This window comes from Microcystis aeruginosa NIES-843, from assembly GCF_000010625.1.
Taxonomy (GTDB): Bacteria; Cyanobacteriota; Cyanobacteriia; order Cyanobacteriales; family Microcystaceae; genus Microcystis; species Microcystis aeruginosa.
Window position 1 is genome coordinate 3462274 of record NC_010296.1, and the last position, 24113, is coordinate 3486386.

The window sequence follows — 24113 nt, forward strand, 5'->3', positions numbered from 1 at the left end:
TTGTAGAAGTTGGATTAAATTATCTCAAGGGAACAAAACCAGCTTTTTCAATTAATTCCTGTCCTTGATCGGTTAATAATAAATCAGCGTAAGCTTCCCCCGCTTGTTCGTCTAATTGACCATTTTGTTTGATAATAACAAAAAGACGACGGGTGATCGGGTATTCTCCCTTTTGAAAAGCTAATTCATTCAGTTGATTACGCTTCTGGGGACATTGGGAAGACGGGATCGAAGGTTCTTGATAGGGGGCAACTAACTTATTTTCGCTTTTACCGAGGGGTAAAGTTTTAATTCCACACTGGGGAACTACTTCCGGTGCAGAAGCATAGTAAATTCCTCCTAAATTTTGGGAAACTTTTCTGAGAGCGGGAGTTGTACTATAAACGTACTTAATGTTACTGCCAAAATCGGCTTTTTCTAAAACCTGATCGATAAAAAATTCCACGGTTCCCCCATCTTCCTTGCGTCGGGAATAGGGAATAATGGCTAAATTAGGCCCGCCCACTTGCCGCCAATTGCGAATTTTTCCTGTATAAATATCTTTTAACTGGGTAATTGTTAGACCGGAAACCGGTAAATCAGGATGAACTGCGATCGCAATTCCATCGATAGCCACGGGAACCTCTTTTAAGGTCAATCCCCGTTGTTGAGCGCGTTGTATTTCCTCATCTTTGAGCGATCGAGATGCTTGGGAAAAAGCCAATTGATTCTCGATTAACATCCGAATACCGCTGCCGGTGCCGGGGGTTCCCGTAGTGGGATCGGTATAGACAAGGCGAAATTTCGGCCAGACTTGCTGGATAATAAAGTCCACTTCCTTGCGAATCGGGGCCCAAGTGGTACTTCCCCCGTAGTTAAATAATCCTTCCGGGACATTTTTAACTGCACCTAAAGTTTCAGAAATTTGATTATTCGAGGAGGAAGAAGAATTAGATCGATCATTGAGATTGGGAAAGGTTTTGTTGAGCAACCACCAAGCAATTCCTCCTAAAAGTGCCGATGTCACCATAACCGTCAACAGCAGCGGAAGAATTTCATTTTTCTGGGACATAAAATCAGGATCACGATTCGGACTACTTTAATGATAATCCCAGCTTTTTTTAATGACCCTAACTTTTACAATTCTTTCGGGTTGTGCCAAGGGTTAAGGATCAACCATAGAGACACGAACAACAGAAAGGAGAGGATAGATTCGATGAGTAATACTAAACCAGGTTATTAAAAACTGATTATTTATTCTCCCTTTTGCCTCTTGCCTCTTGCATGAGTGCCTGTCCTGATATGTAAGCCTATACTCAACGGATTTAGTATAAAACCTATCAGACAAAGGACAAGATAGCGATATAACCTGCTTGAGCATCTTCTCCTGTTGACTGGCTACAGACCTTCGAACAGCAAAAAAACTTGAACAACAAAAACTAGAACAGCAAGGGATGGAGGCAACCCCATCCCCAAACTAGACAATTATGCTATTCTTTTTTATACATCACCTCCACCACGGTATGTACGTTACCTCTGGGATGAAAATCCCCCTTAACTTTCATCTGCAAGGGTTCGCAAGCGGCCACCAAATCATCTAAAATTTGGTTAATTGCTTCTTCGTGGGAAATATAACGATCGCGATAACTATTAATATAAAGTTTAATCGCCTTTAATTCCATCACCTTTTGATCGGGAACGTAGCTAAGATAAATAGTGGCAAAATCGGGATAACCGGAAAAGGGACACTTACAGGTATATTCCGGCAGAGTGATCTGAATATCGTAATTTCTGCCAGGGCGTGGATTGGGGAAAGTAATTAATGTTCCTTCGGCAATTTCTCTTTCCCCGTACTTAACTTCAATTTTTTCGGAAGACTGAACCATGTTTTTTCCTAACTAGACAATGTTTCCTATCATAGCTGGAATATTCTCTCAAGAGGCGTTACCGAATCAAGAGATGAATAGTAACTCCTGCATCCTATTGACAAATTAGCTTAGTCCAGGGTTGAAAGAATGCCGAGAAGACAATGCAGACTTAAAATCAGCCAAGTCGAATTTTCAGGTAAAAAATGCTCTATGATTAACTCTAAAGATACTGTAAAACTGGTTTCATGCTCTCCGAGATTAAAAACATAGCCGAGAGTCTCGCACCCCGATTAGTGGAGATTCGCCGCCACATTCACGCGAATCCAGAGTTAAGTGGGCAAGAATATCAAACGGCCGCCTATATTGCCGGGGTTTTGTCTTCCTGTGGTCTATCGGTGCAGGAAGCGGTGGGAAAAACGGGAGTTAAGGGAGAATTGGCGGGAAAAGGCAGTGATCGAAGGATTTTAGCCATCCGCGCCGATATGGATGCCCTACCGATCCAAGAAAGAACCGATTTAGACTTTGCTTCCCGCAAACCCGGGATTATGCACGCCTGCGGTCACGATGTTCATGCTACCGTCGGTTTAGGGGTGGCGATGGTGCTTTCCCGTCTCTCGGAACCTTTGCAGGGAAAAATACGCTTTCTCTTTCAACCAGCAGAGGAAATCGCCCAGGGGGCTAATTGGATGATCCGGGAGGGGGTGATGCGGGATGTCAGCGCCGTTTTGGGGCTGCACGTTTTCCCCTCGATTCCGGCCCGATCAATCGGGGTTCGTTACGGGGCCTTAACTGCAGCTGCCGACGATCTGGAGATTTTTATTCAAGGGGAATCCGGCCACGGGGCCCGGCCCCACGAGGCGATCGATGCTATCTGGATCGCCTCCCAAGTAATCACCACTTTGCAACAGGCAATTAGTCGGACTCAAAACCCTTTGCGTCCCATTGTCCTCACCATCGGGCAGATTAGCGGTGGTCGCGCCCCCAACGTCATCGCTGATCAGGTACGCATGGCGGGAACCGTGCGATCGCTGCACCCAGAAACCCACGCCCATCTCCCGGAATGGATCGAGAGTTTGGTCACGAATGTCTGTAGCACATATAACGCTAAATGTCAAGTAAAATATCGCCGGGGCGTGCCATCGGTGCAAAATGACCAATTTTTAACCCGGTTAGTCGAAGAAGCTGGTTTAGAAGCTTGGGGAAGGGATCGGGTTTTAATTCTCTCGGAACCCTCCATGGGGGCCGAGGATTTTTCCCTTTATTTGCAACAGGCCCCGGGGACAATGTTCCGTCTGGGAGTGGGTTCTCCTCACCTCCTCAATCCCCCCCTTCACCATCCGGAATTTTTAGTGGATGAGTCGGCAATTCTGACGGGAGTGATTACTTTGGCCTACGCGGCCTATAAATATTGGCAACGGCAAGATTAAACCGGTTTTTCAAGATAATTTTATGGAAATTTGGGAAGATTTAGAACGTAGGTTGGGTTGAAGCATGAAACCCAACACCCGCATAGTTTACGCTACCGCTAACCCATCCTACAAATAATTGTGCCTCCCTACTTAGGGTTTGCTGAAAAAGCTTTTCCTGGGGGCAGGGTGTGGGGTGTGGGGTGTGGGGTGTGGGGTTTTACCAGTTTTGAGGTGGTCAACTACCTAATTTTCAGGGAAAAAGTACCTGAATTTTCCCCCGATCCCCGCAATGGCTGGCACTTTTTGAGGGGAAAAAAGTCCAAAAGTCTTATCCAACAAGGTTTTTAGATTTATTCAGCAGACCCTACTTAAACCAGTTTTTCAAGATAATTTTATGGAAATTTGGCAAGATTTAGCTATTATAGCTTGGACGGAATTGCTGCTGGATAATTATGAACGATTAATCGGGCGATCGCTTTTACCCCGGATCGGTACTGGCAAAGAACAGAGTAAAATGCTCTTTTATGCCCCTTTTGTGCTAGTTTCCCACGGTACACAAACTAATCCGATCTTCAATTATGGTAATCGCGGTGCCCTCGATCTCTGGGGTTTAACTTGGCCAGAATTATTAACAACTCCTTCGCGAGCGACGGTAGAGGGGGAGGAAATCGCCCAAGAACGCCAAAAAATGCTGGATTTAGTCAAAAAACAGGGCTATATCAACGATTATCACGGGGTAAGGATCACGAAAAATGGTCAACTATTTCGCATCGAAAAAGCGATCGTTTGGAATATCATCGATCGTGATGGCATTTACTGCGGACAGGCTGCCACTTTTGCCGATTGGATTTTTCTCTGATTTAAGCTGTACTGCCTTTAAACTCCGTCCCCACTTCCCCACTTCCCTCTCCCCGCTTCCCTCTCCCCACACCCCACACCCCACACCCCACACCCCACACCCCACACCCCCACTGTATCGCCCCAATATGACCAACTCAGACCGAATTATTGTTCCTCTCGATGTGCCGGATTTAGAATCAGCGATCGCACTGCTTGATCTGTTGCCGGAAGTCAATTTTTGGAAAGTGGGACTAGAATTATTTGTCAGTAGCGGTGCAGAAATTCTAGGGATTCTGCAAGAAAGACAAAAAAAGAGCTTTCTCGATTTAAAATTTCATGATATTCCCAATACGGTCGCTGGGGCCTGTCGTTCAGCTAGTCGCTATCAAGTGGATTTACTCACCCTGCACGCTACGGCCGGACGGCAAGCACTGACGGCGGCTAAGGGGGCAATCTCTGACCTGCTATCGCCGCCAAAACTTCTCGCTATCACCGTTTTAACCAGCCTTAACGCCCGCGAATTAGCCCTCGACCTCAAAATTCCCCTAGAACTATCGGAATATGCCTTAAATCTGGCATTATTGGGCAAGGAATCGGGAATTGATGGGGCGGTTTGTTCTCCCCAAGAAGTGGCGCAATTGCGTCGCGTCTGTGGAGAGGATTTTCTCTTAGTTTGCCCCGGAGTTCGTCCCTCCTGGTCAAGCAAAGGGGATCAAAGTCGGGTGATGACTCCGGCCCAAGCGCTTAAAGCTGGGGCTGATTATCTAGTAATTGGACGACCGATCACCGGTGCCGAGGAGCCAAAGGTAGCATGGGCAAAAATTTGTCAAGAATTAGCCGATATTTAGCTGTATTACTGGTTATTTTCGGGATTAACTTGCCAGCAGTTAGTCGTCCTCTTTCTAGCTGTCCGGAGGATTTAAATCTTTTAGTCGATCGCCTCTTGTCAGATTTACCCAGTTATGCTAATCGAGTTATTACCCGCTCCCAAATCGACCAAAAATTATCTACACCGGTTTTTGTGATTATTGCCGGTCGTCCTGAATTTGCACCCCTACCTTTAACTGCTAGTCAATATTCCGGTCAAATTGCCGATGACACTCAACAGGTTTTTTTTACGACTTTAGAGCGTCAGTATGGCAAAAATCGCTCTGTCACTCTCCAGAATTATCACTGGTTATTTTTAACTAAAACTGGGGAAGGATGGCGATTAGTGACGGTTTACAGTCAATTAGCTGCCCTTGAACCCGCTCAAGTCCCCTTACCTCCCCTAGAAACCAGTCAAGGCACCATCGGCCAAGCGGTGCGTCTCTGGCTGCGGGACTGCGAAGCGGGGACATTGCGCTAAATTCGCTCGGCCAAAACAAAGCGATCGAAACCTGCTAGGTCGTTAATAATCTGAATTTGTCGATAATTTCCCTGATTTTCCAGCATTTGCGCTACTTTTTCCCCTTGACCGGCTCTCATTTCCACTAGCCAAAGGCCTCCCGATCGCAGATAATCGGGAGCAGTGGCCACTAGATAGCGCAGCGCGGTCAATCCGTCTTCACCTCCATCGAGGGCCAAACGGGGTTCATGTTCCCGCACTTCAATTTGTAAGTCAAGGATTTCTGCACTGGGAATATAGGGAGGATTGGACAGCATACCGCTAATCTGTCCTTGCCACTTCTCTAGGGGGGTCCACCAAGAACCCTGTTTTAAGATAATTCTGTCGGCAAAACCGGTATTGATGATATTTTCTTTGGCGATCGCTAAAGCCGTTTGACTGTAATCAATAGCATATATTTCTGCTTTTGTCAAGATACTGGCTAAACCAATAGCGATCGCGCCGCTACCGGTTCCCAGATCTACCCAGATTCCCCCGTCGTCTCCTCTGACGGTTTCTCCAACAATATCGATTAATAACTCGGTTTCGGGACGAGGAATTAAGACTTCTGGGGAGACTTTGAGGGTAAAATTACGCCAGACCACCGATTCGAGCAAATACTGTAAAGGAACCCTTGATTGCAGGCGTTTTTGCCAGCGTTTAGTAATTTCCGACCAAGAATAACTCAAGGGGATTTTTTCTCGTTCGCGAAAGGATTGTAAGCGCAGGGAAAGAGTATCTAAATCTGTCACTGCTTGCAGAAAGATATCCACTTCTTTCGGAGATAGTTGCGCTTGCTCTAAATCGGCGATCGCCTGTTGTCGCCATTGACTTAATTCTTGACCGGAAATACTAGCAGACACAAGACTTAACGATTGGGGGCGGGGGGATTATTGGTATTATTATTAGGGCGTGGCTGATTTGCCGGGGGTTGGTTGGGAGCCTTTTGGTTGCTATTTGCCCGAATGAAATCAATCGTTTCTTGGCTAGGATAGAGGAGAATTTTAGTTAAAGCTTCATCGTTGCTTTGTTGTAGGGTGGCGATGACATTTTCTAAGGGAATAACATCAATTTTCACCGTGGCCGCTTCTGCGGGATTAGCTTTTTTATATTGTTCTACCATTTGCAAAGCGGCGGCCTTTTCAAAGAAGAAAGGAATCAAATCCTGATTATTGCGACTGATCACCAGAAAATTACTCTCTTTTCCTGCTTTCGGCACAAATAAAGGTACACCACCTTGATATTGTTGACCTCTTTCACTGAGCAGTTTTTTCGCTGATTCTACTTCCGACTCTTTGGGAACAAAATCGATAATTAGACGATTTTGATCGGTTTGACTGGTTTGCATTTTATAGACCTGTGCCAAAGAAACAGGCTGAACTTTAACTTTGCTGGCCACTTCAGGATTCTCTTTTTTCAGTCGTTCAAAAAAGTTTTGTGCGTCCTGCCGACTGATAAAAACTCCCGTGAATTTCTGTTCTTTTTCTCCCACGGCAATTAGGGGAACTCCTTGATCATCGGCAATAGCGAAGACAGGTACAGACTGCAAGGTTCTGACGATTTGTTCTTCTGGTAAAGCGAGTGCTTTAGAATAGCTGCCCAGCAGCGAAGTCAACATTGTCGTTCCTACTAAACCAAGAGTTGCTGTCCAACGAATGAGAGATTTCATCAAAATAATTACCTCGTTATTACTATTAACCAATATTTGCCGTTAATCTGAACTATATAGTCTATTTGACTCCTGCGATCAGGAGTTTTTTGATGAATAACAAGCCCCGAAAGTTCCCTTTATTGGCTTGCTTCTGAACCATCATAGCTAAAAAGCTCCATATTTGGTGAGATGTGGTCGCAGCGGCGGCCAGGAAATAGGGGCAATTTACGGACTGATCTAGGGAATAATAGGGATTAATTGGATTTTTTAAGCTATATTTTCAAAAAAATCGCTTTAGCTACGGTTTAAGCTTGCTTTTGCCTTAATAAGCACCAACTTGAGATCAAAAGGCATCCTCTTGTCTGAATCAGTTAGTCAACTGGCTACCCCTTGATCTTGGCACTGCTAATGACTTTCTGAGAAATCGCGCGGATGGGCGATCGCTAACCGCAGCCATTGATAGGAAACTAGATTTAAAATCAGTCCGATGATCAATAAAATTGCCATGAGAGCGATTTGATACCAGGCGATCGGTCTGACCAGAAGATCGGCGATCAGATGGGCTAAATTCAAGACAGAATAGAGAATTGTCAGCCAGAAATGGGTCTTTCTCAAGGAGCGACTTTCGCTAAAATTGACCCCGATAATCGCTAACATTGGCAGCAAAAAAAAGAGCAACATTCCCCAGAAAATCGGATCGAGATTGCTGGTTTGATGACTCTCGACGATCGATTGACCATGGAAGAGCGGCATTAAACCCAGTTGGGTGTGAAATAGAGTTCCCAAGAGGAATGTTGTCCAGAGAGCGGCAATTTTTTCGGGATATTTCGCTGTTTTCACGGTAATTATCCTCTTAATCGGTTAGTATAAAAGGTCGGGCTAGGTGAGAAAGTATTCTTAAATTTTTCCTAGTCACTTATCTATACATTCTAAAAAAAGTTTCTGTATTTAAAATTACTTTTTACAAAAAAACACAAAATAGTTTTTACTGCTGATCAGCCGTGGAGAAAGGCCGCTGCTATAGTGGTAAATTTAGCTAATTCTCAATCTAAAAATGTTTATGACCACAACCACTTGCGAGAGTAACTCGATCTATCCCGTGCGTTGGCAAGATAATAAAGTCTGGCTGATCGATCAAACCCGTTTACCCATGGAGTATGGGGAAGTTGAGATCACCAGCAGTGAAGCCATGGCCCGGGCGATCGAAACGATGATTGTCCGCGGCGCTCCGGCGATCGGGGTGGCGGCTGCATACGGTATGGTTTTAGGAGCGCAGGAAATTACCACCGACCAGAAAGAGCAATTTCTGGCTGATTTAACTAGAATAGCCGATCGATTAGCCCAAACCCGGCCGACGGCGGTGAATTTATTCTGGGCGATCGAGCGAATGTTAAAAGTGGCCAGGGAAAGTGGCCCAGAAGTGGCAGTAATTACCAAAAATCTCCTTGAAACTGCCCAAAATATCCAAAAAGAAGACGTGGAAACCTGTCGGGCGATCGGTAATCATGGTTTATTGGCGCTGCCGGAGCAACCAGAAAAACTGACAATTTTAACCCACTGTAATACTGGTTCCCTGGCCACGGCCGGTTATGGTACTGCTTTAGGGGTAATTCGTTCCGCTTGGACAGCAGGGAGATTAATACAAGTGTATGCAGACGAAACCCGGCCGCGGCTGCAAGGGGCAAAATTAACCGCCTGGGAATGTCTGCGGGAGGGAATTCCCGTCACCGTGATCACCGATAGCATGGCGGCCCACTGTATGCAGCAAAAACTGATCGATGCGGTGATCGTTGGGGCCGATCGCATTGCGGCCAATGGGGACACGGCTAACAAAATCGGCACCTATTCCCTTGCGGTGGTGGCAAAAGCTCATAATCTGCCTTTTTATGTGGCCGCGCCGCTATCGACGGTGGATTTTTCCCTTAAGGATGGTACGGGGATACCGATCGAACAGCGCGATCGTGCCGAAATTTATCAGGTGGGGACAACTACCCTTTGCCCTAGAGATGTTAACTTTTATAACCCCGCTTTCGATGTTACTCCCGCCGCTTTAATCACCGCTATCATCACGGAAAAAGGAGCGGTAACACCGGCTGAATTAATTTTTTTACAGGATTCCTAGGGGTGAGCTTTTTCCCTACTGACACCATTTTTATTTGTTTATATCCATTGGCACAGTGGGGAAAAATTCCGCCTCAATCCCATTGGAGGTGACGGCCAAGGGCGAAAAATAGACAAAAACTCCCTCTATCCATAAACTAAAGGACTAGAGTAATTTGGCTCTTCTGGTTTCTGTGTGGAGGGAAGAAGAATAGGGATAATTTTATAGAAATATAGTCTTCAAAGCCTTGCCTAGCAAGACTCCTACGAATGATATAGTTATTTCAAATAAGAACGAGACACTAGGCGACACAATAAGTACGAATAATTTCATCAAGGGGTGTCCCCACAGGAGCATACATTCTTGCCCTCTTTAATGCACTAAAATCATGTTCGATATCATTTAAATCAGGAGAGTATTTTGGCAAAAACACGACCTGATGACCTGCTTCCTCTACCAGTTGTTTAATGACTGTCTTCCGATGAATTGGTGCATTATCCATAATTAATACTGATGTTATGGTTAGAGAGGGCAACAAATATAAAGATAACCACCCTTCAAAACCTTCGGCATTCAGGCTTCTCGTAAATACCATCGGTGCAATAAAGTCTTTTTTTCCCTTTCTTCTACCAGCGACAAGGTTCTCTCTTTTTCCTCGTTTTCCTTGTCTATCTCCAAAGACTTTCTTCCCTTTTTTTGACCAAGCATAAAAACAGGCTTGAAATTCTTCAAACCCTGACTCATCAATAAATACAAGGCTTTCACTTCCATATATTTTAATCAATTCTCTCAGCACTCTGTAGTATTTCATTCTTTCTTCTCGGTTTCTTTCTCTATAACGAAGTTCCTTCTTTTTTCTGGTAACTTTCATGTTTTTTAAGGCATAGCAAATGGCACTTGGTCTCACTCCAAATTTCTCGGCTCTGTCTCTTAATCTTGCCTCGGGATTTTCTTGGACATCTTTTGACAGTGCTTTCCAGTCCAGCTTTCTCTGACGGTGTTTTACCTTTGTTGCTTCCAGTTTTTCCCTACCTAGCCATCTATATATCGTCGCTCTTCCTATATTAAATAGAGCGGCGGCTTTGGTTATGCTTCCCCCATTCTCTACATAATCGATTACTTTTTTTCTCAAGTCTAGGCTATAAGACATTTTTCTGTATGGGTTGCTCGTTTCTCTTGATTTTACCTTATTTTTCCCTCGTCTCACACTTATTTGAAATGACTATAATCAGTGCTTATCACACAAAGTAGAGAAGAGCCGTAATTTTGAGAAACTATCTAGTTATCAATAGAATAGTTTGAATTAATTATTGATTACTTAAATCAAGAAACCATAAATTATTTATTAGTTTTAGAACCTTTTTTTGTTAATATAGGCTAAAAAATTAATTAAACCAGAGCTTGGTTCTATTCTATGAAAATCCAAGCAGCTCAAAGATGTATTCTTCTTAAAATTATCTTGGCTCTTCTCGACTTTGTGTAATAATTTTTGCCGATCAAATTCTGAAATGTTTACTGGGAAAGACTTTTAGGGCTATTTTGGTGAATAAATCAACTATCAGTATAGGCCTCGTTTCCACACAGAAACCAGGGCTCTTCTCGTTTCTGTGTGGGAGTAAGAAGAATAGGGATAATTTTCCAGAAATATAGTCTTCAAAGCCTTGCCTAGCAAGACTCCTACGAATGATAAGCACTGATTATCACACCAAGTCGAGAAGAGCCAAACCAGAAAAGCCAAATCCTTGCATAATCGAGATTTGTATGATATTATAAAGAAATAATTAAAGCAGAAAATTCTGGTTAATTTGGGTAGATTTGAGTATATTTTAGGGGAGGCTAAGTATAGACCTCTTGCATAATTTTTTTATGGTATAATATAAGGTTTTGCTTTTTTCTCAATTCTTAGATTGAAGTGGAAAAAAGAATAAAATGTGATCTTAGGTCAGGAAATCATCTATAATTTTGCTATGTTTATTAGCAAAATTATGGATTATCAAAACTTATCAGATGAACAATTCAAACGCCGTTTCGGTGTGTACAAACAAACATATAGAAAGATGGTAGAATCAGTAAAAAGTGTTGAAGCCGACTCTAATTCACCATCTAAAAGGGGACCGAAACCTAAACTATCTATAGAAGAACAAGTTTTAGTAACGTTAGAATATTGGCGAGAATATAGAACATATTTTCACATTGGTACAAGCTGGGAACTATCAGAATCAACTATATGTCGGATTGTAAATAAGACGGAAAAAATGCTTTTACAATCGGGAAACTTCCGTTTAAAAGGAAAAAAAGCTTTACTCAATCAAGCAGAGATACCGGTCATAACGGTAATGGATGTAACGGAAACTCCCATTGAACGCCCCCAAAAGAAACAGAAAGATTTTTTTTCGGGTAAAAGAGGTTATCATACTTTAAAATCCCAATTAGTAGCTGATCAAAATACAGAGGAAATTATCTGTGTCTTCTGTGGGAAAGGTAGAGGTCATGATTTTAGTTTATTTAAAAAAAGTCGAGTTCGTTTTCATCCTTTAACTACCAGCATAGAAGACAGTGGTTATCAGGGAATAGCTGCATACCATAGTAATAGTTATACACCGAAAAAGAAATCGAAAAATAGAAAATTAACAGAGTTAGAAAAAGAGTATAACAAGGCTTTAGCTAAAGAAAGGATTATCATTGAACATATAAATAGGAAACTCAAAATCTTTAAAATCTTATCCTGTAAATATCGGAATCGTCGTCGAAGATATAGTTTAAGAGTTAACTTGTTGGCGGCTATTTATAACTGTGAGTTAGGGATAGGTATAGCAGCTTCTTAAAAGTTGCCTAAAGATTAATCAAGTCAAGGAGAATTTATTCTCAATTATAAAAATTGAGATAGTTTGTGCCGCTTAAATAAAGAGGTTTTGATAACCAAATTAAAGCAGCTCTAAAGAGTTTTGAGTTAAAAGTTAAACTTCAAGTTTTCATTCAGGACGAATGTACTGATTAACTAATTTTTTGGGGAAAATTAGTTAACCCATCATTATAACATATAATTAATTTGCAAGAGTTCTAATATTTGCCATCTCTGCTTTTAGTAAGTATCAATAAAATCAACCGGAAAAAGGGGATTGCCGAATGAAGAATAAGAAAGCGGAATTCAGAGAAGGAGGAAGGGAGTGAAGTCAATGTTAAGGAGCGGCTCTAATAATCGAAAAGCCAAAATTATCAAATCATCGCCTAATTCGGCGAAACTGGTCAAAAAATATGGATAAAGTGCGGGTTATCGTTGTAGAAGATCACGATTTAACGCGCATGGGCTTAGTGGTGGCTCTCCAGCATCGGGAAGGTATTCAAGTGGTAGGGGAAGCGATCAGTGGATTACAGGGACTGAAACTGCTAGAGGAGACTAAACCCGATGTAGCGATCATCGATATAGGTTTGCCTATGATCGATGGGATCGAGTTAGTGCGACGCTTCCAACAAAATCGGGGCGAAGACCCCCTGGCCACGAAAATCCTCATGCTAACCATGCACAAAACCCAAGAACAGGTTTTAGCGGCTTTTAGTGCTGGGGCTGATTCCTACTGTATGAAGGATATTAGCATTGATAAGTTAATCGAGGCGATTTATTCCACCCACGAAGGCAATCATTGGCTTGACCCTGCGATCGCCAATATTGTTCTGCAACAAGTGCGCCAAAATGTTCCCGTCGGTGCGGCTGCCGGGACCAAAACAGTGATAATTCAAGGCGTTGACCGAGAATATCACCAATTGCTGGAAAATGCCCCCCTAACGGCACGAGAGCGAGAAATTCTCGATCTGATTGTCGCGGGTTGTAGTAATGCCGAGATTGCCAAGCGACTCTATATCACCATCGGCACGGTGAAAACCCATGTCCGCAATGTCTTAAATAAACTCTCTGTGGATGATCGGACTCAAGCGGCAGTGCTGGCCCTGCGATCGGGATTAGTGGATTAAAAAAACCGGCATCCTACCCGGGTAGGATGCCGGCTCGGTCAAAACTAGAAACTAGACTTGGGCTGCCACTTTTGATTCAGCGGCCATTAGTTTTTCGTAGGTTTCACGCATTTTGAGACCGACTAACACTTGGAATAAACCCGTACCATTGGTAGAACCGGGATAATCCTTGTGTTTGAGCAGTAATTCCGTCATTTCACCGTAGTATTTAGTGCCGGTTTTGCTCAAATGGCTTTCGATGTAGATCATTTCTTCGAGGTTATCGAATTGACCATCTAGTTCCAGAATCGACACTTCATTCCCCAAGAAGCCATCTGGACCATAGTAGAGTTTAATGCCGGGATAAGCGCAGGTCAATTTACGACCACAGGGCCGCCAATCGATGGTGGAACCTTCATCAAACAGATAAGCGGGTTCAAAGTTTTCTACCCCTTCTTTCTGGATTAAACGGACCCGTAGTAACTTACTTTCGTGATCTTCAAGTAATTGGGTGGGCAGCACTTGAATCACCACGTCAGCGTACTGTCTTTGGGGATCGATATAGGCACTGAAATCCGGTTTTCTAGAATTAATAGCCGCCATCACATCATCATAGGTGTGACCGCGCTCGGCCATATCCCGTTGAATTTTCCAGTTAACTTTGACTTCATCGCTAATATCGAGATAAACGCTGAAATCTAATAGGGCCCGGACTCGTTCATCATATAAGGGGTGCAGTCCCTCGATCACGATTACCTTATTCGGTTCGATGATTTCGGGGGGATCGATCATCCCCGTTTCATGATTATAAATAGGTTTATTAATGGCTTGACCTTCCTTGAGAGCTTTAATCTGCTCGTACATCAGGTCAAAGTTATTCGCTTTCGGATTGAGTGCGGTGACACCCACCTCTTTTCTCTGTTTGCGATCGAGACAATGGTAGTCATCTAAACAGATCACTGTCATAAACTCGGCCCCGAATAAATCCGTCAAACGACGTAAAAAAGTAGACTTCCCACAACCGGAGTCCCCAGCTACACCGATTAGAACCACGCGCTCTGGCTTATTGGCCATAGTTTCCCTCTAAATACACGACTAATTGTTAACCCATAGTAGTAATTAAACCAGACTCTGGATCCAGCAGCACCCCGCCGCCACAAATTTCTGCTGCTGACAGGTTCGGCAAGAGTCTCACGCTAGATTGACATCCTCGCCGCCGTAAAACGGACGGCGATTCCCAAACCTCACGATTTGGGTTTCTGCTTCTTTCCCTTGCGGGGTTCCGCACCTGCCTTAACAGATTTACTCTGTTCTGGTCTTATGGTCGCTCTACAGACTGACACCGCAAGCCCTGCGGCCAAAATATTTTTACTCGCGTTAATATCTCGGTCATGGTGAGTCCCACAGTCTGGACAGTCCCATTCTCGAATATTTAACGGCATTTTTTCAGCAATATACCCGCAATTACTACATCTTTTAGAGCTAGGAAACCATCTATCTATTTCGATGTAGTTTCTCCCATACCAACGGCATTTATAGGCTAATTGTCGAGTGATTTCTCCCCAACTAACGTCAGATATTGCCTGAGATAATTTCGGGTTTTTGACCATATTCTTGACGGCTAAGTTCTCAACCACAATCGTTTGGTTTTCACGAACTAATTGAGTGGTTAGCTTGTGTAAATGGTCTTTTCTGTTATCGGTGATTCGAGCGTGAATCTTGGCTACTTTGATTCTCGCTTTTTCCCGATTTTTTGACCCTTTCTGTTTTCGAGAAAGACTTTTAGATGCTCTTCGCAGTCTCCGATAATGCTTTTTAAAATGCTCAGGATTAGATACTTTGTCACCATCGCTGGTAATGACAAGGCTACTAATTCCTAAGTCAATTCCAATGGCTTTATCTGTTACTGGTAATGGCTTAATCGTTGGGTCATCAAATCTTATTGAGATATGCCAACGTCCTGAAGGATGTAATCTGACTGTTACTGTGCTTGGTTCACAGCTTTCTGGGATGTGTCTTGACCATCGAATAGGTAAAGGTTCTGTGCATTTAGCTAAATAGATTTGTCTGTCTTTAATTGTAAAAGCAGATTTGGTAAATTCGGCACTTCCTCCCTGATGTTTTTTCTTAAAGTTAGGATACTTAGTACGACCAGCAAAGAAATTAGTGAAAGCTGTTTGTAAATGTCTTAACCCTTGTTGTAAGGGTACACAGCTTACTTCATTGAGAAAGTTTAATTCTTCTTGCTTTTTCCAATCGGTTAGCATTGAAGAAGTTTGAGCGTAGCCTACTCTTTCTTGTCTTTCGTACCATGCTTGTGTTCTGACATGGAGAGCTTTATTGTAAACTAATCTTACACAGCCCAAAGTGCGCCGCAATAGCGACTCTTGTTCTGGTGTTGGGTAAAATCGAAACGAATAGGCTTTCTCCATACCTCACATTTTAGCATATATTTCGCAAATGTGCTAATATTTAACAGTAAAGCCGTCGTAGAACGACGGGGTTTCAGACCCAAATTTTCGATGAGTAGGTATTTGATCCTAGATTCTCTGTTCAGATCATACCGGAATCAGTGACCAAAATCAGTTATCAGTAATCAGTTATCAGTAAACAGTGATCAGTGAAAGGACAGCACTGTTAATGCTATTTCATCCTCCTCACTTAATACCCCTGACTAAAAACCCAGAGCTGATAACTGATCACTGATCACTGATTACTGACAGGCTGCGGTGGATGTGGAGAAATTTAGTCATTTCCTCCACTGCTAGAGGGCCACTGATGCGATTGCCTTGCATTCTCTCGCAACCTAATTCTTGCAGGATTTCTAATTGTTGTTGGGTTTCTACTCCCTTGGCGATCACTATTAAGTTAAAACTTTTCGCTATCGCCAGCAATGACGAGATAAAACGGGTATCTTGGGGATTATTACTCAGGTTTTTCGTTAAAGATTGCTCTATTTTCAGTTTTTTCACGGAAAATTGACCGAGATAGGCGATCGACGCGTAACCGCTGCCAAAATCATCGAGGGTGATCCCAATACCCAATTCCTGCAAATCCCCAAGAATTCGAACGGTTTCACGGCTATTTTCTAGTAAACTTGTCTCGGTTATTTCCATCTCCAGAAAGAAAGGCCCGATTTGGGTTTCAGTCAAGACTTCTTTGAGGATGGTGAGCAACTGCGGATCCCGCAATTGGTGCGGGGACAGATTGATCGAGATGGGAGTGTATAATAATCCTCGCTGCTGCCATATTTGTGCTTGTTGACAGGCATTTTTCAGCACCCAACGATTAAGCTCAAGGATTAACTCGCTTTCTTGGATTAAGGGTAAGAAACGATTAGGAGCGATTAATCCGAATTGAGGGTGTAACCAGCGCAATAATACCTCTAACCCTTCCACTTGTCCCTGAGTCATATTAACTTGCGGTTGATAGTAAAGAGCTAATTCATTATTTCTGATTGCCTGATAGAGAAAATATTCAACTTTAGAACTACGAGTATTTTTAGGGTGAACATTAACTGACTCTATCCTGGAGTTATTATTGATATTATTCTTGACCGCTACTAAATTTTCCTCCAGTTTCTGTAAAATCATTTTTCTGTCTGTGCCGACGGGGGGACAGATAACTGAACCTAAATTTAATCGCACGGCTAGGGAGTGATTTTCGATTTCGTAATTATTTTCTAGGGTTTTAATAATTCTTTGACTAACTTTTTCCAGATCATTAGCATTATTAATTTGTGGCAGCAGGATAATAAATTCGTCCCCTCCCCAACGAGCGACTATATCCCCCGATCTCAAATTTTTTCTTAACCGTTCACTGACGATTTTTAATAGCTTATCTCCCAGTCGATAACCTAGTCGATTGTTGACATTTCTTAGCCGCTCTACATCCACTAATAACAGACCGAGCAGTTGATTACTTTTCTGGGCATTATTAATAGCATTTGACAGATATTCATTAAAGATAGAACGGTTAGGCAAATTCGTGAGAGGATCTAGGAAAGATTCCCCTTGAGTCCTGTTATCAAAACTAATGGTCTGGGATGGGGAATGATGGAGAATTAGGGTACTTTTTGTGTGGAGGTCATCCCGGCTATAATTTGCTTCATTTTCCGTCAGATACACTCGTAGCTGTCCTGAACTTTTAACCGGTGCTTGCTCTATTTTTTCTTGACTGGCTATTAAATGAAAACTGGCATTTATATCACAGCCAAAGTTAATTAAATCACCATCTTTTAATTCATGAACCAAGCATTTAGATCCATTGATATAAATACCATTATGACTTTTATTCCCCTCTAAATCACCATCAAGAATCCAATAGGAAAAATTTTGGCGATCAAGACTCTTTTTAATTAAAGTCGCATGATTGCGAGACGCGTATTTGGAGCGAAGAACAATTTGATTATCGGACTTACGGCCGAGAGAATATTTCATGTCTTCTAGGGTAATTGTTCTTCTCCCTTGAGGATCTTCCACAATGAGCAGATAACGGGAATTGGATGAACCATTAATCATTTTTTCGGTACCTCGACAAAATATAAGTTAATATGCTCCCTCAAAAAGTCATGGCTTATTCGTCTTTGACTTAATTTATTTTCTCAATAAAGTGTTGGGTGTGATTCGGAACAGTTACTTAACAAGAATTGAGTCACATCTTCTGGTTTCAAGGCCTGAGTAACCCAAAATCTTTGTACTTCTTCAAATTCTGTACTAGGCCGATTATAGTCGATAACATGGCTAAATGCTCGGTTTTTGATGGTAAAGATGGGATAAAGGTTCGCTCTTCAAGCTGTCGAGGGGATATTTATCAATATAACTTAAGAAGGAATAGCCAGCATCAAAATTATCTAAAACTAACTGTACCCCTAATTCCTTGGCTTAAAGCTGACCCCGCTTTCAGGGGGTCTTAACGAGTAATTTAGATAGGGCTTGCTGAATAAATCTAAAAACCTTGTTGGGTAAGACTTTTAGACTTTTTGTCAATCAAAAAGTACCAGTTGTGGGAGAGATAGGGGGAAAATTCTGGGACTTTTTCTCTGAAAATTAGGTAATTGACCAGATGAGAATCGGTAAAACCCTACACCCCACACCCCACACCCCACACCCTGTCCCCACGAAAAACTTTTTCAGCAGACCCTAGATAGTCAACAGCTTACCGACAATCAGCAATTATCAGTCATCCTTAAACTGGTACAAATGTATGGACAACCCCCTGTAAGCATCCCACTTGCTCCCGCTAATGCTTTCCAGCGTTTGGGGGAGACAGTTCCTCCACGGACATCTGATAGCAAATCGGTTTTTAGTGGTACGATTAACTGCCAATCAAACTTGAAAAACCCGCTCCCTTCTCCCCACTTCCCACTTCCCACTCCCCAACGGAGGGTTTGGGGGGTAGAATCCCCCAAGAGTCAAAGATTAAGTGATAAAATCGGAAATAACAGCCAATTCTAGCCGAGAGTTTCCCTTTAAAAATCCCAACCTAGTAAATTTACAAAAATGAGAGGCAACCGACAGGAGTTCTCCCTATGGATAGCAACCGATTAATCGAAGAATTAAAAAATCCCGACTTTTATCCTCATTCTGTCAAAATTCCCGTTGAAATTATCCAAACCCATGCTTCCATTATCTTCTTGACGGGAGATTATGCCTATAAAGTCAAGAAACCAGTTAATTATAATTTTTTAGATTTCTCCACTTTAGAAAAGAGAAAGTATTATCTAGAACAGGAACTAGAGTTAAATAAAAGAGTTGCTGCGAATATCTATCTGGAAGTTTTGTCAATTAATGAGGAACGGGGTAGCATAAGTTTAAATGGAGAAGGGAAAGCGATCGAATACATTTTAAAAATGAATCAGTTTCCCCAAGAATGTTTACTGAGTAAAGTTTTTGAACGGGGAGAACTAACGGAAAAAGCTATAAAATATTTGGCTGAAAAAGTGGCAGGATTTCATCGACAAGCTGTGACTAATTCCTATATTACTCAATTTGGCAATTTAGAAGTTATTAAACAAGCTTTTGATGAAAACTACCAACAAACCGAGAAATATATTAATTTTGTCCAAACCCAAAAACAATACGATGAAACGAAAGCTTACACAGATAAATTCTTCGCAGAACACGGAGATTGGTTAGAAGAAAGACAAATAAAAGGGATGATTCGCGAATGTCACGGAGACTTACATTTAAATAATATCTGTCAGTGGCAGGGAGAAATACAATTATTTGATCGCATAGAATTTAATGAATCTTTTCGCTTCGTTGATGTCATGTATGATATTGCTTTTACAGCCATGGATTTAACCGCTAGGGGGAGAGGAGATTTCGCTAATTTATTTGTCAATACTTATTTAGAACAAACCGCTGACTGGGAGGGTTTAAAAGTCTTGCCTCTCTACCTGACTAGACAAGCGTATGTGAGGGCAAAAGTCAATAGTTTTCTGCTTGATGGTGACACTTTTTCTGAGAAAATTAAAGCCAATGCACAGGATTATTATCAATTAGCTTGGCAGTACACACAACCGCAGAAACCGAGATTAATTCTGATGTCGGGATTTTCTGCATCGGGTAAGAGTACCATAGGGAAAGTAATTGCTAAAAATCTTAATGCTATTCAGATTCGTTCCGATGCAGTTCGCAAACATTTGGCTGGAATTGACTTAAATCAAACAGGAAGTCTAGATATATATAGTCTCGAAATGAGTCAAAAAACCTTCGCTAGACTAGCGGAATTAGCCCGAATTTTAATAACTTTAGGTTATCCAGTTATTCTCGATGCACGCTACGATAAATATGCTTGGCGAGAACCCTTATTAACCTATGCCCAAAATTTACAGATTCCTTTTCATATTGTCCATTGTCACGCACCTATAGAAGTTTTAAAACAACGGATTGCCGCTAGAAAAGGTGATATTTCTGATGCTAATATCGAGGTTTTAAATGCCCAAATTGAGAAAACAGAACCTTTTAATGAAAAAGAACAACCCTATCTAATTTCCCTAGACACTACTAATCCCGATTGGCGAGAATTTTTAGAGAGTCAATTAGGTAAATAGGTTGAGATGAATCAATGATATAAAGTAGCAAAAAGGAGAAGCGATTATGGAAACTGTAGTGTTAAATCTAGAGACAGTTAATTTGACCGATGAACAATTTTATCATCTCTGTCAGGCTAATCAAACATGGAATTTAGAACGTAATCAAAAAGGAGAATTATTAATTATGCCTCCCGTGGGTGGAAATAGCGGTAATAGAGAAGCTGATTTAATTGCTGATGTAACGATTTGGAATCGTCAAAGTAATTCTGGTAAAGTCTTTAGTTCTTCGACAATTTTTCGTTTACCAAATGGAGGATATCGTTCTCCTGATGTTGCTTGGATAAAACGGGAGAGATGGGAAGCTTTGAGCGCAGAAGAGCGAGAAAAGTTCCCACCTTTGTGTCCTGATTTTGTGATTGAATTACGTTCTCGTACCGATTCCTTAACCTCTTTACGCGAAAAGATGCGCGAATATTTAGCCAGTGGTTTACGTTTGGGTTGGTTGATTAATCCTCAACAGCAGCAGGTGGAAATCTACCGACTAAATAGCGATGGGGAAATTATTAATTTACCTGCTATTTTATCCGGGGAAGATGTCTTACCCGGGTTTGTTTTGAATTTAACTTAGGAAGGATTGAGTACCCAGACAGAATTAATTACACATATTTTTCTCTGAACTGATAACTGATACAGCAGTTCTGGCGTTCCCTAAAACCAGAGACTTTGTACCTCACTCTTAAGATAAATGCTATGAGTTATAGTGTATAAAGTAGCAAGAAGGAGAAGCGATTATGGAAACTGTAGTGTTAAATCTAAAGACAGTTAATCTGACCGATGAACAATTTTATCATCTCTGTCAGGCTAATCAAACATGGAATTTAGAACGTAATCAAAAAGGAGAATTATTAATTATGCCTCCCGTGGGTGGAAATAGTGGTAAACAAGAAGCTAATTTGATTGTTAAAGTGGGGGTATGGAACGAGCAAAATCAACTTGGTGAGGTGTTTAGTTCTTCGACAATTTTTCGTTTGCCAAATGGAGGAGATCGTTCTCCTGATGTTGCTTGGATAAAACGGGAGAGATGGGAAGCTTTGAGCGCAGAAGAGCGAGAAAAGTTCCCGCCTTTGTGTCCCGATTTTGTGATTGAATTACGTTCTCGTACCGATTCTTTAACCTCTTTACAGGACAAGATGAGTGAATATTTAGCCAGTGGTTTACGTTTAGGTTGGTTGATTAATCCGCAACAGCAGCAGGTGGAAATCTACCGACTAAATAGCGATGGGGAAATTATTAATTTACCTGCTATTTTATCCGGGGAAGATGTCTTACCCGGGTTTGTTTTGAATTTAACTTAGCAAGGATGACAGGGAATAACAAAGGGAATGAGACAGAATCAGGATATCTCTATTGTGTCAAAACATTTCCGGAAAAGCGATCGATTGTCAGCTTGACGGTGTATAATCTCTCAAAAGCCAGCATCAAGCTACAAAGTTCTCAATATCCCCCAAAAAAACCATCAGGATTTCAGGAACAGATGCTCTGGCTTCTTCTTCAAGGAAAGAAGAAACTCTCAGCCATAACATTGATATTTGTCAATAATGTCCCCTAAAATTTTCAATCATCACTTTACTCCTCTTAAATCCCTCTCTCTGGGATTATTTCTCCTACAAGCTTTCACTCCCCTTACCCTAGCTGCCCCCCCGCGAGAACTGGATAAAACCGTCGGCTGTGATATTCTGGTGGTGGGTGGTGGTTTAGCCGGTGCCGGTGCGGCCTACGAAGCTTTATTATTAGGAAAAACCGTCTGTTTAACCGAGATTACCGACTGGGTGGGGGGACAGATATCTTCTCAGGGAACCTCCGCATTAGATGAAAGACGGACACAAAGAGAAAAATTATTTTTCCCGAAAGGTTATCTAGAATTTAGGGAAAGAATTAGAAAGCATTACGGGAAACGCAACCCCGGAGAATGTTGGGTAAGCGGGTCTTGTTTTTTGCCTTTTGATGGACATAAATTATTATTTCAACAGTTAGAAGACGCTGCCAAAAAAGGCAAAGGAACCCTGAAATGGTTTCCCTCCACGGTAGTCAAAGAATTAAATATTGAAACTTTACCCAATCGCGGCACTGGTCAACAGATTACCAGTGTAATTGCTATTCAACATAGTCCCGCAAAAGGTACTCCTCCCCTAAATACCGAGTTTTTATCGCAAAAAATGGAGGATATCTATCGCTACGAAAATTCTCCCCGTTTTGATAAGAAAATCCTCCGTTTTGTCCCCAAATCCTCCCAACCGAATCAATTAGCAGATTGGTATGTGATTGAAGCGACCGAAACCGGGGAAATAATCGGATTATCAGATATTCCCTACCGTTTAGGTGTCGATAAGCGCAGTTATCTCGAACCTTCTTCCTCTAGCGTCACTGGAGACCCCTACTGTACCCAAGGCTTTACCTATACCTTCGCCATGGAGGAAACAGAAAAACCACAAACCCACGAGAAACCCGTTTATTATGAACGCTATGCCCCCTATTTTAGCTATGAATTGCCGCGATTAGCCGATTTTGACCTAGTTTTCACCTATCGTCGTATTTGGAGTCCGCAACTGGGTAAAGAGAAAACCTTTGGGGGAATTACTTTTACCGAACCCGTCCCGGGGGATATTTCCATGCAGAATTGGACCTGGGGAAATGATTACCGTCCGGGGACTGCTAAGGATAACTTTATCTACACCCGTGAACAGTTGCAACAGCTAGGACAGTTATCTCCGGGGGGATGGATGGGAGGATTACGCACCGAAACCCTCGCGAGGGGCGAAGAACACGCCATTTCCTACTATTATTGGTTAGTAGAAGGAACCACCGATTCCCAGTTAGGGGACGGGGTAAAAGTTCCCCATTTGAATAACCGTTATCTCTCCGGTTTTGATTCTCCCATGGGTACTGCCCACGGTTTGTCAAAATATCCCTATATTCGGGAAGCAAGACGGATTATCGGTCGTCCTTCCCTGACTTTCCCCGCTGGTTTTACCGTCACAGAAATCGATATTTCCCGACAAAATTTTCAAAGTGATTTCTATCGTCAAAATCTTTCTCCAGCAGAATATCGGCGCTTAATTGCCACCTTGGCAGGATTAGAGGGATTTTCCGTACTTGATGGCACATTATCCCCCGATCAGGCCGTTAAACGCAAGCGCTCTACCATTTACCCCGATTCCGTCGGTATCGGTCACTATGCGATTGATTTTCATCCCTGCATGACGGAACATCCCCCCGAAAAACCGGGTAATACAGAAAAAGCAGGAGAAAGACAGGGACAAGGGCAAGCTTACCCTTTTGAGATTCCTTTAAGGGCTATAATTCCCCAAAAAATCGATAATTTACTGATAGCGGGTAAAAGTATCGCTCTCAGTCATATTGCCGCGGCCGCCTATCGTGTCCATTCCTTCGAGTGGTCCTCTGGGGTAGCTGCCGGCATCACGGCAGTGTATGCTTTAGATAATAATGTACTGCCCTATCAATTAGTAGAAAGTGATTTTCTCATCGGGAATAAACAATTGCGAGAATTACGGCAAAAAATCGACGCAAGTGGTAATCCAACTGTGTTCCCCGATGCCTCAATTTTCCGGTCGATGGATGATTGGTATTAATTAGGGTCTGCTGAAAAAGTTTTTCCTAGGGGCAGGGTGTAGGGTGTGGGGTGTGGGGTGTGGGGTTTTACCCATTTTCATCGGGTAAATTACCTAATTTTCAGGGAAAAAGTCCCGGAATTTTCCCCCCGACCACTCCCATATCTGGTACTTTTTGATTGACAAAAAGTCTAAAAGTCTTACCCAACAAGGTTTTTAGATTTATTCAGCTAACCCTAATTAGGGTTTGCTGAAAAAACTTTTTCAGCAGACCCTAGGTACT

The 24113-nt window shown here is 42.3% G+C and carries 22 protein-coding genes; 12 read left to right on the plus strand and 10 right to left on the minus strand.

What is annotated here, in order from left to right; genetic code table 11:
- Nucleotides 1-19: 19 nt before the first annotated feature.
- Nucleotides 20-1051 carry a PstS family phosphate ABC transporter substrate-binding protein gene (locus MAE_RS16545; RefSeq protein ID WP_012266611.1) on the minus strand — a complete coding sequence of 344 codons (1032 nt, stop codon included), beginning with the start codon at nucleotides 1049-1051 and terminating at the stop codon, nucleotides 20-22.
- A gap of 418 nt (nucleotides 1052-1469) precedes the next feature.
- On the minus strand, nucleotides 1470-1865 hold the full coding sequence (gene queF, locus MAE_RS16550; protein WP_002740916.1) for a preQ(1) synthase: 396 nt from the start codon (nucleotides 1863-1865) through the stop codon (nucleotides 1470-1472).
- A gap of 227 nt (nucleotides 1866-2092) precedes the next feature.
- Here queF and MAE_RS16555 point away from each other — a divergent pair, with 227 nt between their 5' ends.
- From MAE_RS16555 to MAE_RS16575, 5 genes are all read left to right on the plus strand, one after another.
- Nucleotides 2093-3274, plus strand: coding sequence for a M20 family metallopeptidase (locus MAE_RS16555; protein WP_012266613.1), 1182 nt, complete (start codon nucleotides 2093-2095; stop codon nucleotides 3272-3274).
- A 120-nt stretch (nucleotides 3275-3394) separates the two neighbouring features.
- On the plus strand, nucleotides 3395-3604 hold the full coding sequence (locus MAE_RS16560) for a hypothetical protein (RefSeq protein WP_041804168.1): 210 nt from the start codon (nucleotides 3395-3397) through the stop codon (nucleotides 3602-3604).
- A 46-nt stretch (nucleotides 3605-3650) separates the two neighbouring features.
- Nucleotides 3651-4115 (plus strand): MEKHLA domain-containing protein, encoded by a 465-nt coding sequence (locus MAE_RS16565; protein ID WP_002797035.1) that lies wholly within the window; start codon nucleotides 3651-3653, stop codon nucleotides 4113-4115.
- Nucleotides 4116-4242: 127 nt separating this feature from the next.
- The gene (gene pyrF, locus MAE_RS16570; protein WP_002797036.1) at nucleotides 4243-4944 is read left to right on the plus strand and encodes an orotidine-5'-phosphate decarboxylase; all 702 of its coding nucleotides are present in this window, start codon (nucleotides 4243-4245) and stop codon (nucleotides 4942-4944) included.
- The gene (locus tag MAE_RS16575; RefSeq protein ID WP_041804169.1) at nucleotides 4908-5444 is read left to right on the plus strand and encodes a hypothetical protein; all 537 of its coding nucleotides are present in this window, start codon (nucleotides 4908-4910) and stop codon (nucleotides 5442-5444) included. Before pyrF ends, MAE_RS16575 begins: the two co-directional genes overlap by 37 nt.
- On the opposite strand, the gene prmC is transcribed toward MAE_RS16575, so the two are convergent.
- The 3 genes from prmC to MAE_RS16590 all read right to left on the minus strand — a co-directional run bounded on the left by prmC (nucleotide 5441) and on the right by MAE_RS16590 (nucleotide 7953).
- On the minus strand, nucleotides 5441-6325 hold the full coding sequence (gene prmC, locus MAE_RS16580; protein ID WP_002797038.1) for a peptide chain release factor N(5)-glutamine methyltransferase: 885 nt from the start codon (nucleotides 6323-6325) through the stop codon (nucleotides 5441-5443). The two genes, MAE_RS16575 and prmC, sit on opposite strands and share 4 nt — an antisense overlap.
- A 5-nt stretch (nucleotides 6326-6330) precedes the next feature.
- A complete protein-coding gene (locus tag MAE_RS16585) occupies nucleotides 6331-7131 on the minus strand; it encodes a Tic22 family protein (RefSeq protein WP_041804170.1) in 801 nt (266 codons plus the stop codon).
- Between the two features lie 387 nt (nucleotides 7132-7518).
- The gene (locus tag MAE_RS16590) at nucleotides 7519-7953 is read right to left on the minus strand and encodes a hypothetical protein (RefSeq protein ID WP_002763808.1); all 435 of its coding nucleotides are present in this window, start codon (nucleotides 7951-7953) and stop codon (nucleotides 7519-7521) included.
- Nucleotides 7954-8173: 220 nt separating this feature from the next.
- Here MAE_RS16590 and mtnA point away from each other — a divergent pair, with 220 nt between their 5' ends.
- Complete coding sequence (mtnA, locus tag MAE_RS16595; protein WP_012266616.1) at nucleotides 8174-9235, plus strand: S-methyl-5-thioribose-1-phosphate isomerase; 1062 nt, start codon at nucleotides 8174-8176, stop codon at nucleotides 9233-9235.
- 280 nt (nucleotides 9236-9515) lie between these two features.
- On the opposite strand, the gene MAE_RS30085 is transcribed toward mtnA, so the two are convergent.
- Entirely contained in the window at nucleotides 9516-10364 is an 849-nt protein-coding gene (locus MAE_RS30085) for an IS630-like element ISMae21 family transposase (RefSeq protein ID WP_012264307.1), read from the minus strand.
- Between the two features lie 817 nt (nucleotides 10365-11181).
- Between MAE_RS30085 and MAE_RS16605 the strand changes: the two genes are divergently transcribed.
- Both MAE_RS16605 and MAE_RS16610 read left to right on the plus strand, forming a co-directional pair.
- Nucleotides 11182-12039: an IS5-like element ISMae4 family transposase gene (locus MAE_RS16605; RefSeq protein ID WP_002732125.1), complete on the plus strand. Its 858-nt coding sequence runs from the start codon at nucleotides 11182-11184 to the stop codon at nucleotides 12037-12039.
- Nucleotides 12040-12469: 430 nt separating this feature from the next.
- Nucleotides 12470-13183, plus strand: a complete 714-nt coding sequence (locus tag MAE_RS16610; RefSeq protein ID WP_012266618.1) for a response regulator — start codon at nucleotides 12470-12472, stop codon at nucleotides 13181-13183.
- A 51-nt stretch (nucleotides 13184-13234) separates the two neighbouring features.
- On the opposite strand, the gene MAE_RS16615 is transcribed toward MAE_RS16610, so the two are convergent.
- From MAE_RS16615 to MAE_RS33445, 4 genes are all read right to left on the minus strand, one after another.
- Nucleotides 13235-14236 (minus strand): phosphoribulokinase, encoded by a 1002-nt coding sequence (locus MAE_RS16615; RefSeq protein WP_012266619.1) that lies wholly within the window; start codon nucleotides 14234-14236, stop codon nucleotides 13235-13237.
- A gap of 170 nt (nucleotides 14237-14406) precedes the next feature.
- Nucleotides 14407-15594 carry an RNA-guided endonuclease InsQ/TnpB family protein gene (locus MAE_RS16620; RefSeq protein WP_012266620.1) on the minus strand — a complete coding sequence of 396 codons (1188 nt, stop codon included), beginning with the start codon at nucleotides 15592-15594 and terminating at the stop codon, nucleotides 14407-14409.
- A 267-nt stretch (nucleotides 15595-15861) separates the two neighbouring features.
- Nucleotides 15862-17682, minus strand: a complete 1821-nt coding sequence (locus MAE_RS16625) for an EAL domain-containing protein (RefSeq protein WP_012266621.1) — start codon at nucleotides 17680-17682, stop codon at nucleotides 15862-15864.
- Nucleotides 17683-18329: 647 nt separating this feature from the next.
- On the minus strand, nucleotides 18330-18572 hold the full coding sequence (locus MAE_RS33445; protein ID WP_158303536.1) for a hypothetical protein: 243 nt from the start codon (nucleotides 18570-18572) through the stop codon (nucleotides 18330-18332).
- Between the two features lie 120 nt (nucleotides 18573-18692).
- On the opposite strand from MAE_RS33445, the gene MAE_RS16630 reads away from it, so the two are divergent.
- The 4 genes from MAE_RS16630 to MAE_RS16650 all read left to right on the plus strand — a co-directional run bounded on the left by MAE_RS16630 (nucleotide 18693) and on the right by MAE_RS16650 (nucleotide 23851).
- Nucleotides 18693-20219, plus strand: coding sequence for an AAA family ATPase (locus MAE_RS16630; protein WP_002797050.1), 1527 nt, complete (start codon nucleotides 18693-18695; stop codon nucleotides 20217-20219).
- 46 nt (nucleotides 20220-20265) lie between these two features.
- Nucleotides 20266-20829, plus strand: coding sequence for a Uma2 family endonuclease (locus MAE_RS16635; protein WP_012266624.1), 564 nt, complete (start codon nucleotides 20266-20268; stop codon nucleotides 20827-20829).
- Between the two features lie 163 nt (nucleotides 20830-20992).
- Nucleotides 20993-21556: a Uma2 family endonuclease gene (locus MAE_RS16640; RefSeq protein WP_012266625.1), complete on the plus strand. Its 564-nt coding sequence runs from the start codon at nucleotides 20993-20995 to the stop codon at nucleotides 21554-21556.
- A 243-nt stretch (nucleotides 21557-21799) separates the two neighbouring features.
- Entirely contained in the window at nucleotides 21800-23851 is a 2052-nt protein-coding gene (locus tag MAE_RS16650; protein ID WP_002797053.1) for an FAD-dependent oxidoreductase, read from the plus strand.
- Nucleotides 23852-24113: the final 262 nt, after the last annotated feature.

Coding starts and splice junctions, on each gene's coding strand:
- MAE_RS16555 (WP_012266613.1), top strand. CDS start 2,093: ATGCTCTCCGAGATTAAAAACATAGCCGAGAGTCTCGCACCCCGATTA.
- MAE_RS16625 (WP_012266621.1), bottom strand. CDS start 17,682: ATGATTAATGGTTCATCCAATTCCCGTTATCTGCTCATTGTGGAAGAT.
- MAE_RS16620 (WP_012266620.1), bottom strand. CDS start 15,594: ATGGAGAAAGCCTATTCGTTTCGATTTTACCCAACACCAGAACAAGAG.
- MAE_RS16640 (WP_012266625.1), top strand. CDS start 20,993: ATGGAAACTGTAGTGTTAAATCTAAAGACAGTTAATCTGACCGATGAA.
- MAE_RS16605 (WP_002732125.1), top strand. CDS start 11,182: ATGTTTATTAGCAAAATTATGGATTATCAAAACTTATCAGATGAACAA.
- MAE_RS16565 (WP_002797035.1), top strand. CDS start 3,651: ATGGAAATTTGGCAAGATTTAGCTATTATAGCTTGGACGGAATTGCTG.
- MAE_RS16610 (WP_012266618.1), top strand. CDS start 12,470: ATGGATAAAGTGCGGGTTATCGTTGTAGAAGATCACGATTTAACGCGC.
- pyrF (WP_002797036.1), top strand. CDS start 4,243: ATGACCAACTCAGACCGAATTATTGTTCCTCTCGATGTGCCGGATTTA.
- queF (WP_002740916.1), bottom strand. CDS start 1,865: ATGGTTCAGTCTTCCGAAAAAATTGAAGTTAAGTACGGGGAAAGAGAA.
- MAE_RS16635 (WP_012266624.1), top strand. CDS start 20,266: ATGGAAACTGTAGTGTTAAATCTAGAGACAGTTAATTTGACCGATGAA.
- mtnA (WP_012266616.1), top strand. CDS start 8,174: ATGACCACAACCACTTGCGAGAGTAACTCGATCTATCCCGTGCGTTGG.
- MAE_RS30085 (WP_012264307.1), bottom strand. CDS start 10,364: ATGTCTTATAGCCTAGACTTGAGAAAAAAAGTAATCGATTATGTAGAG.
- MAE_RS16630 (WP_002797050.1), top strand. CDS start 18,693: ATGGATAGCAACCGATTAATCGAAGAATTAAAAAATCCCGACTTTTAT.
- MAE_RS16615 (WP_012266619.1), bottom strand. CDS start 14,236: ATGGCCAATAAGCCAGAGCGCGTGGTTCTAATCGGTGTAGCTGGGGAC.
- MAE_RS16585 (WP_041804170.1), bottom strand. CDS start 7,131: ATGAAATCTCTCATTCGTTGGACAGCAACTCTTGGTTTAGTAGGAACG.
- MAE_RS16545 (WP_012266611.1), bottom strand. CDS start 1,051: ATGTCCCAGAAAAATGAAATTCTTCCGCTGCTGTTGACGGTTATGGTG.
- MAE_RS16650 (WP_002797053.1), top strand. CDS start 21,800: ATGTCCCCTAAAATTTTCAATCATCACTTTACTCCTCTTAAATCCCTC.
- MAE_RS16575 (WP_041804169.1), top strand. CDS start 4,908: ATGGGCAAAAATTTGTCAAGAATTAGCCGATATTTAGCTGTATTACTG.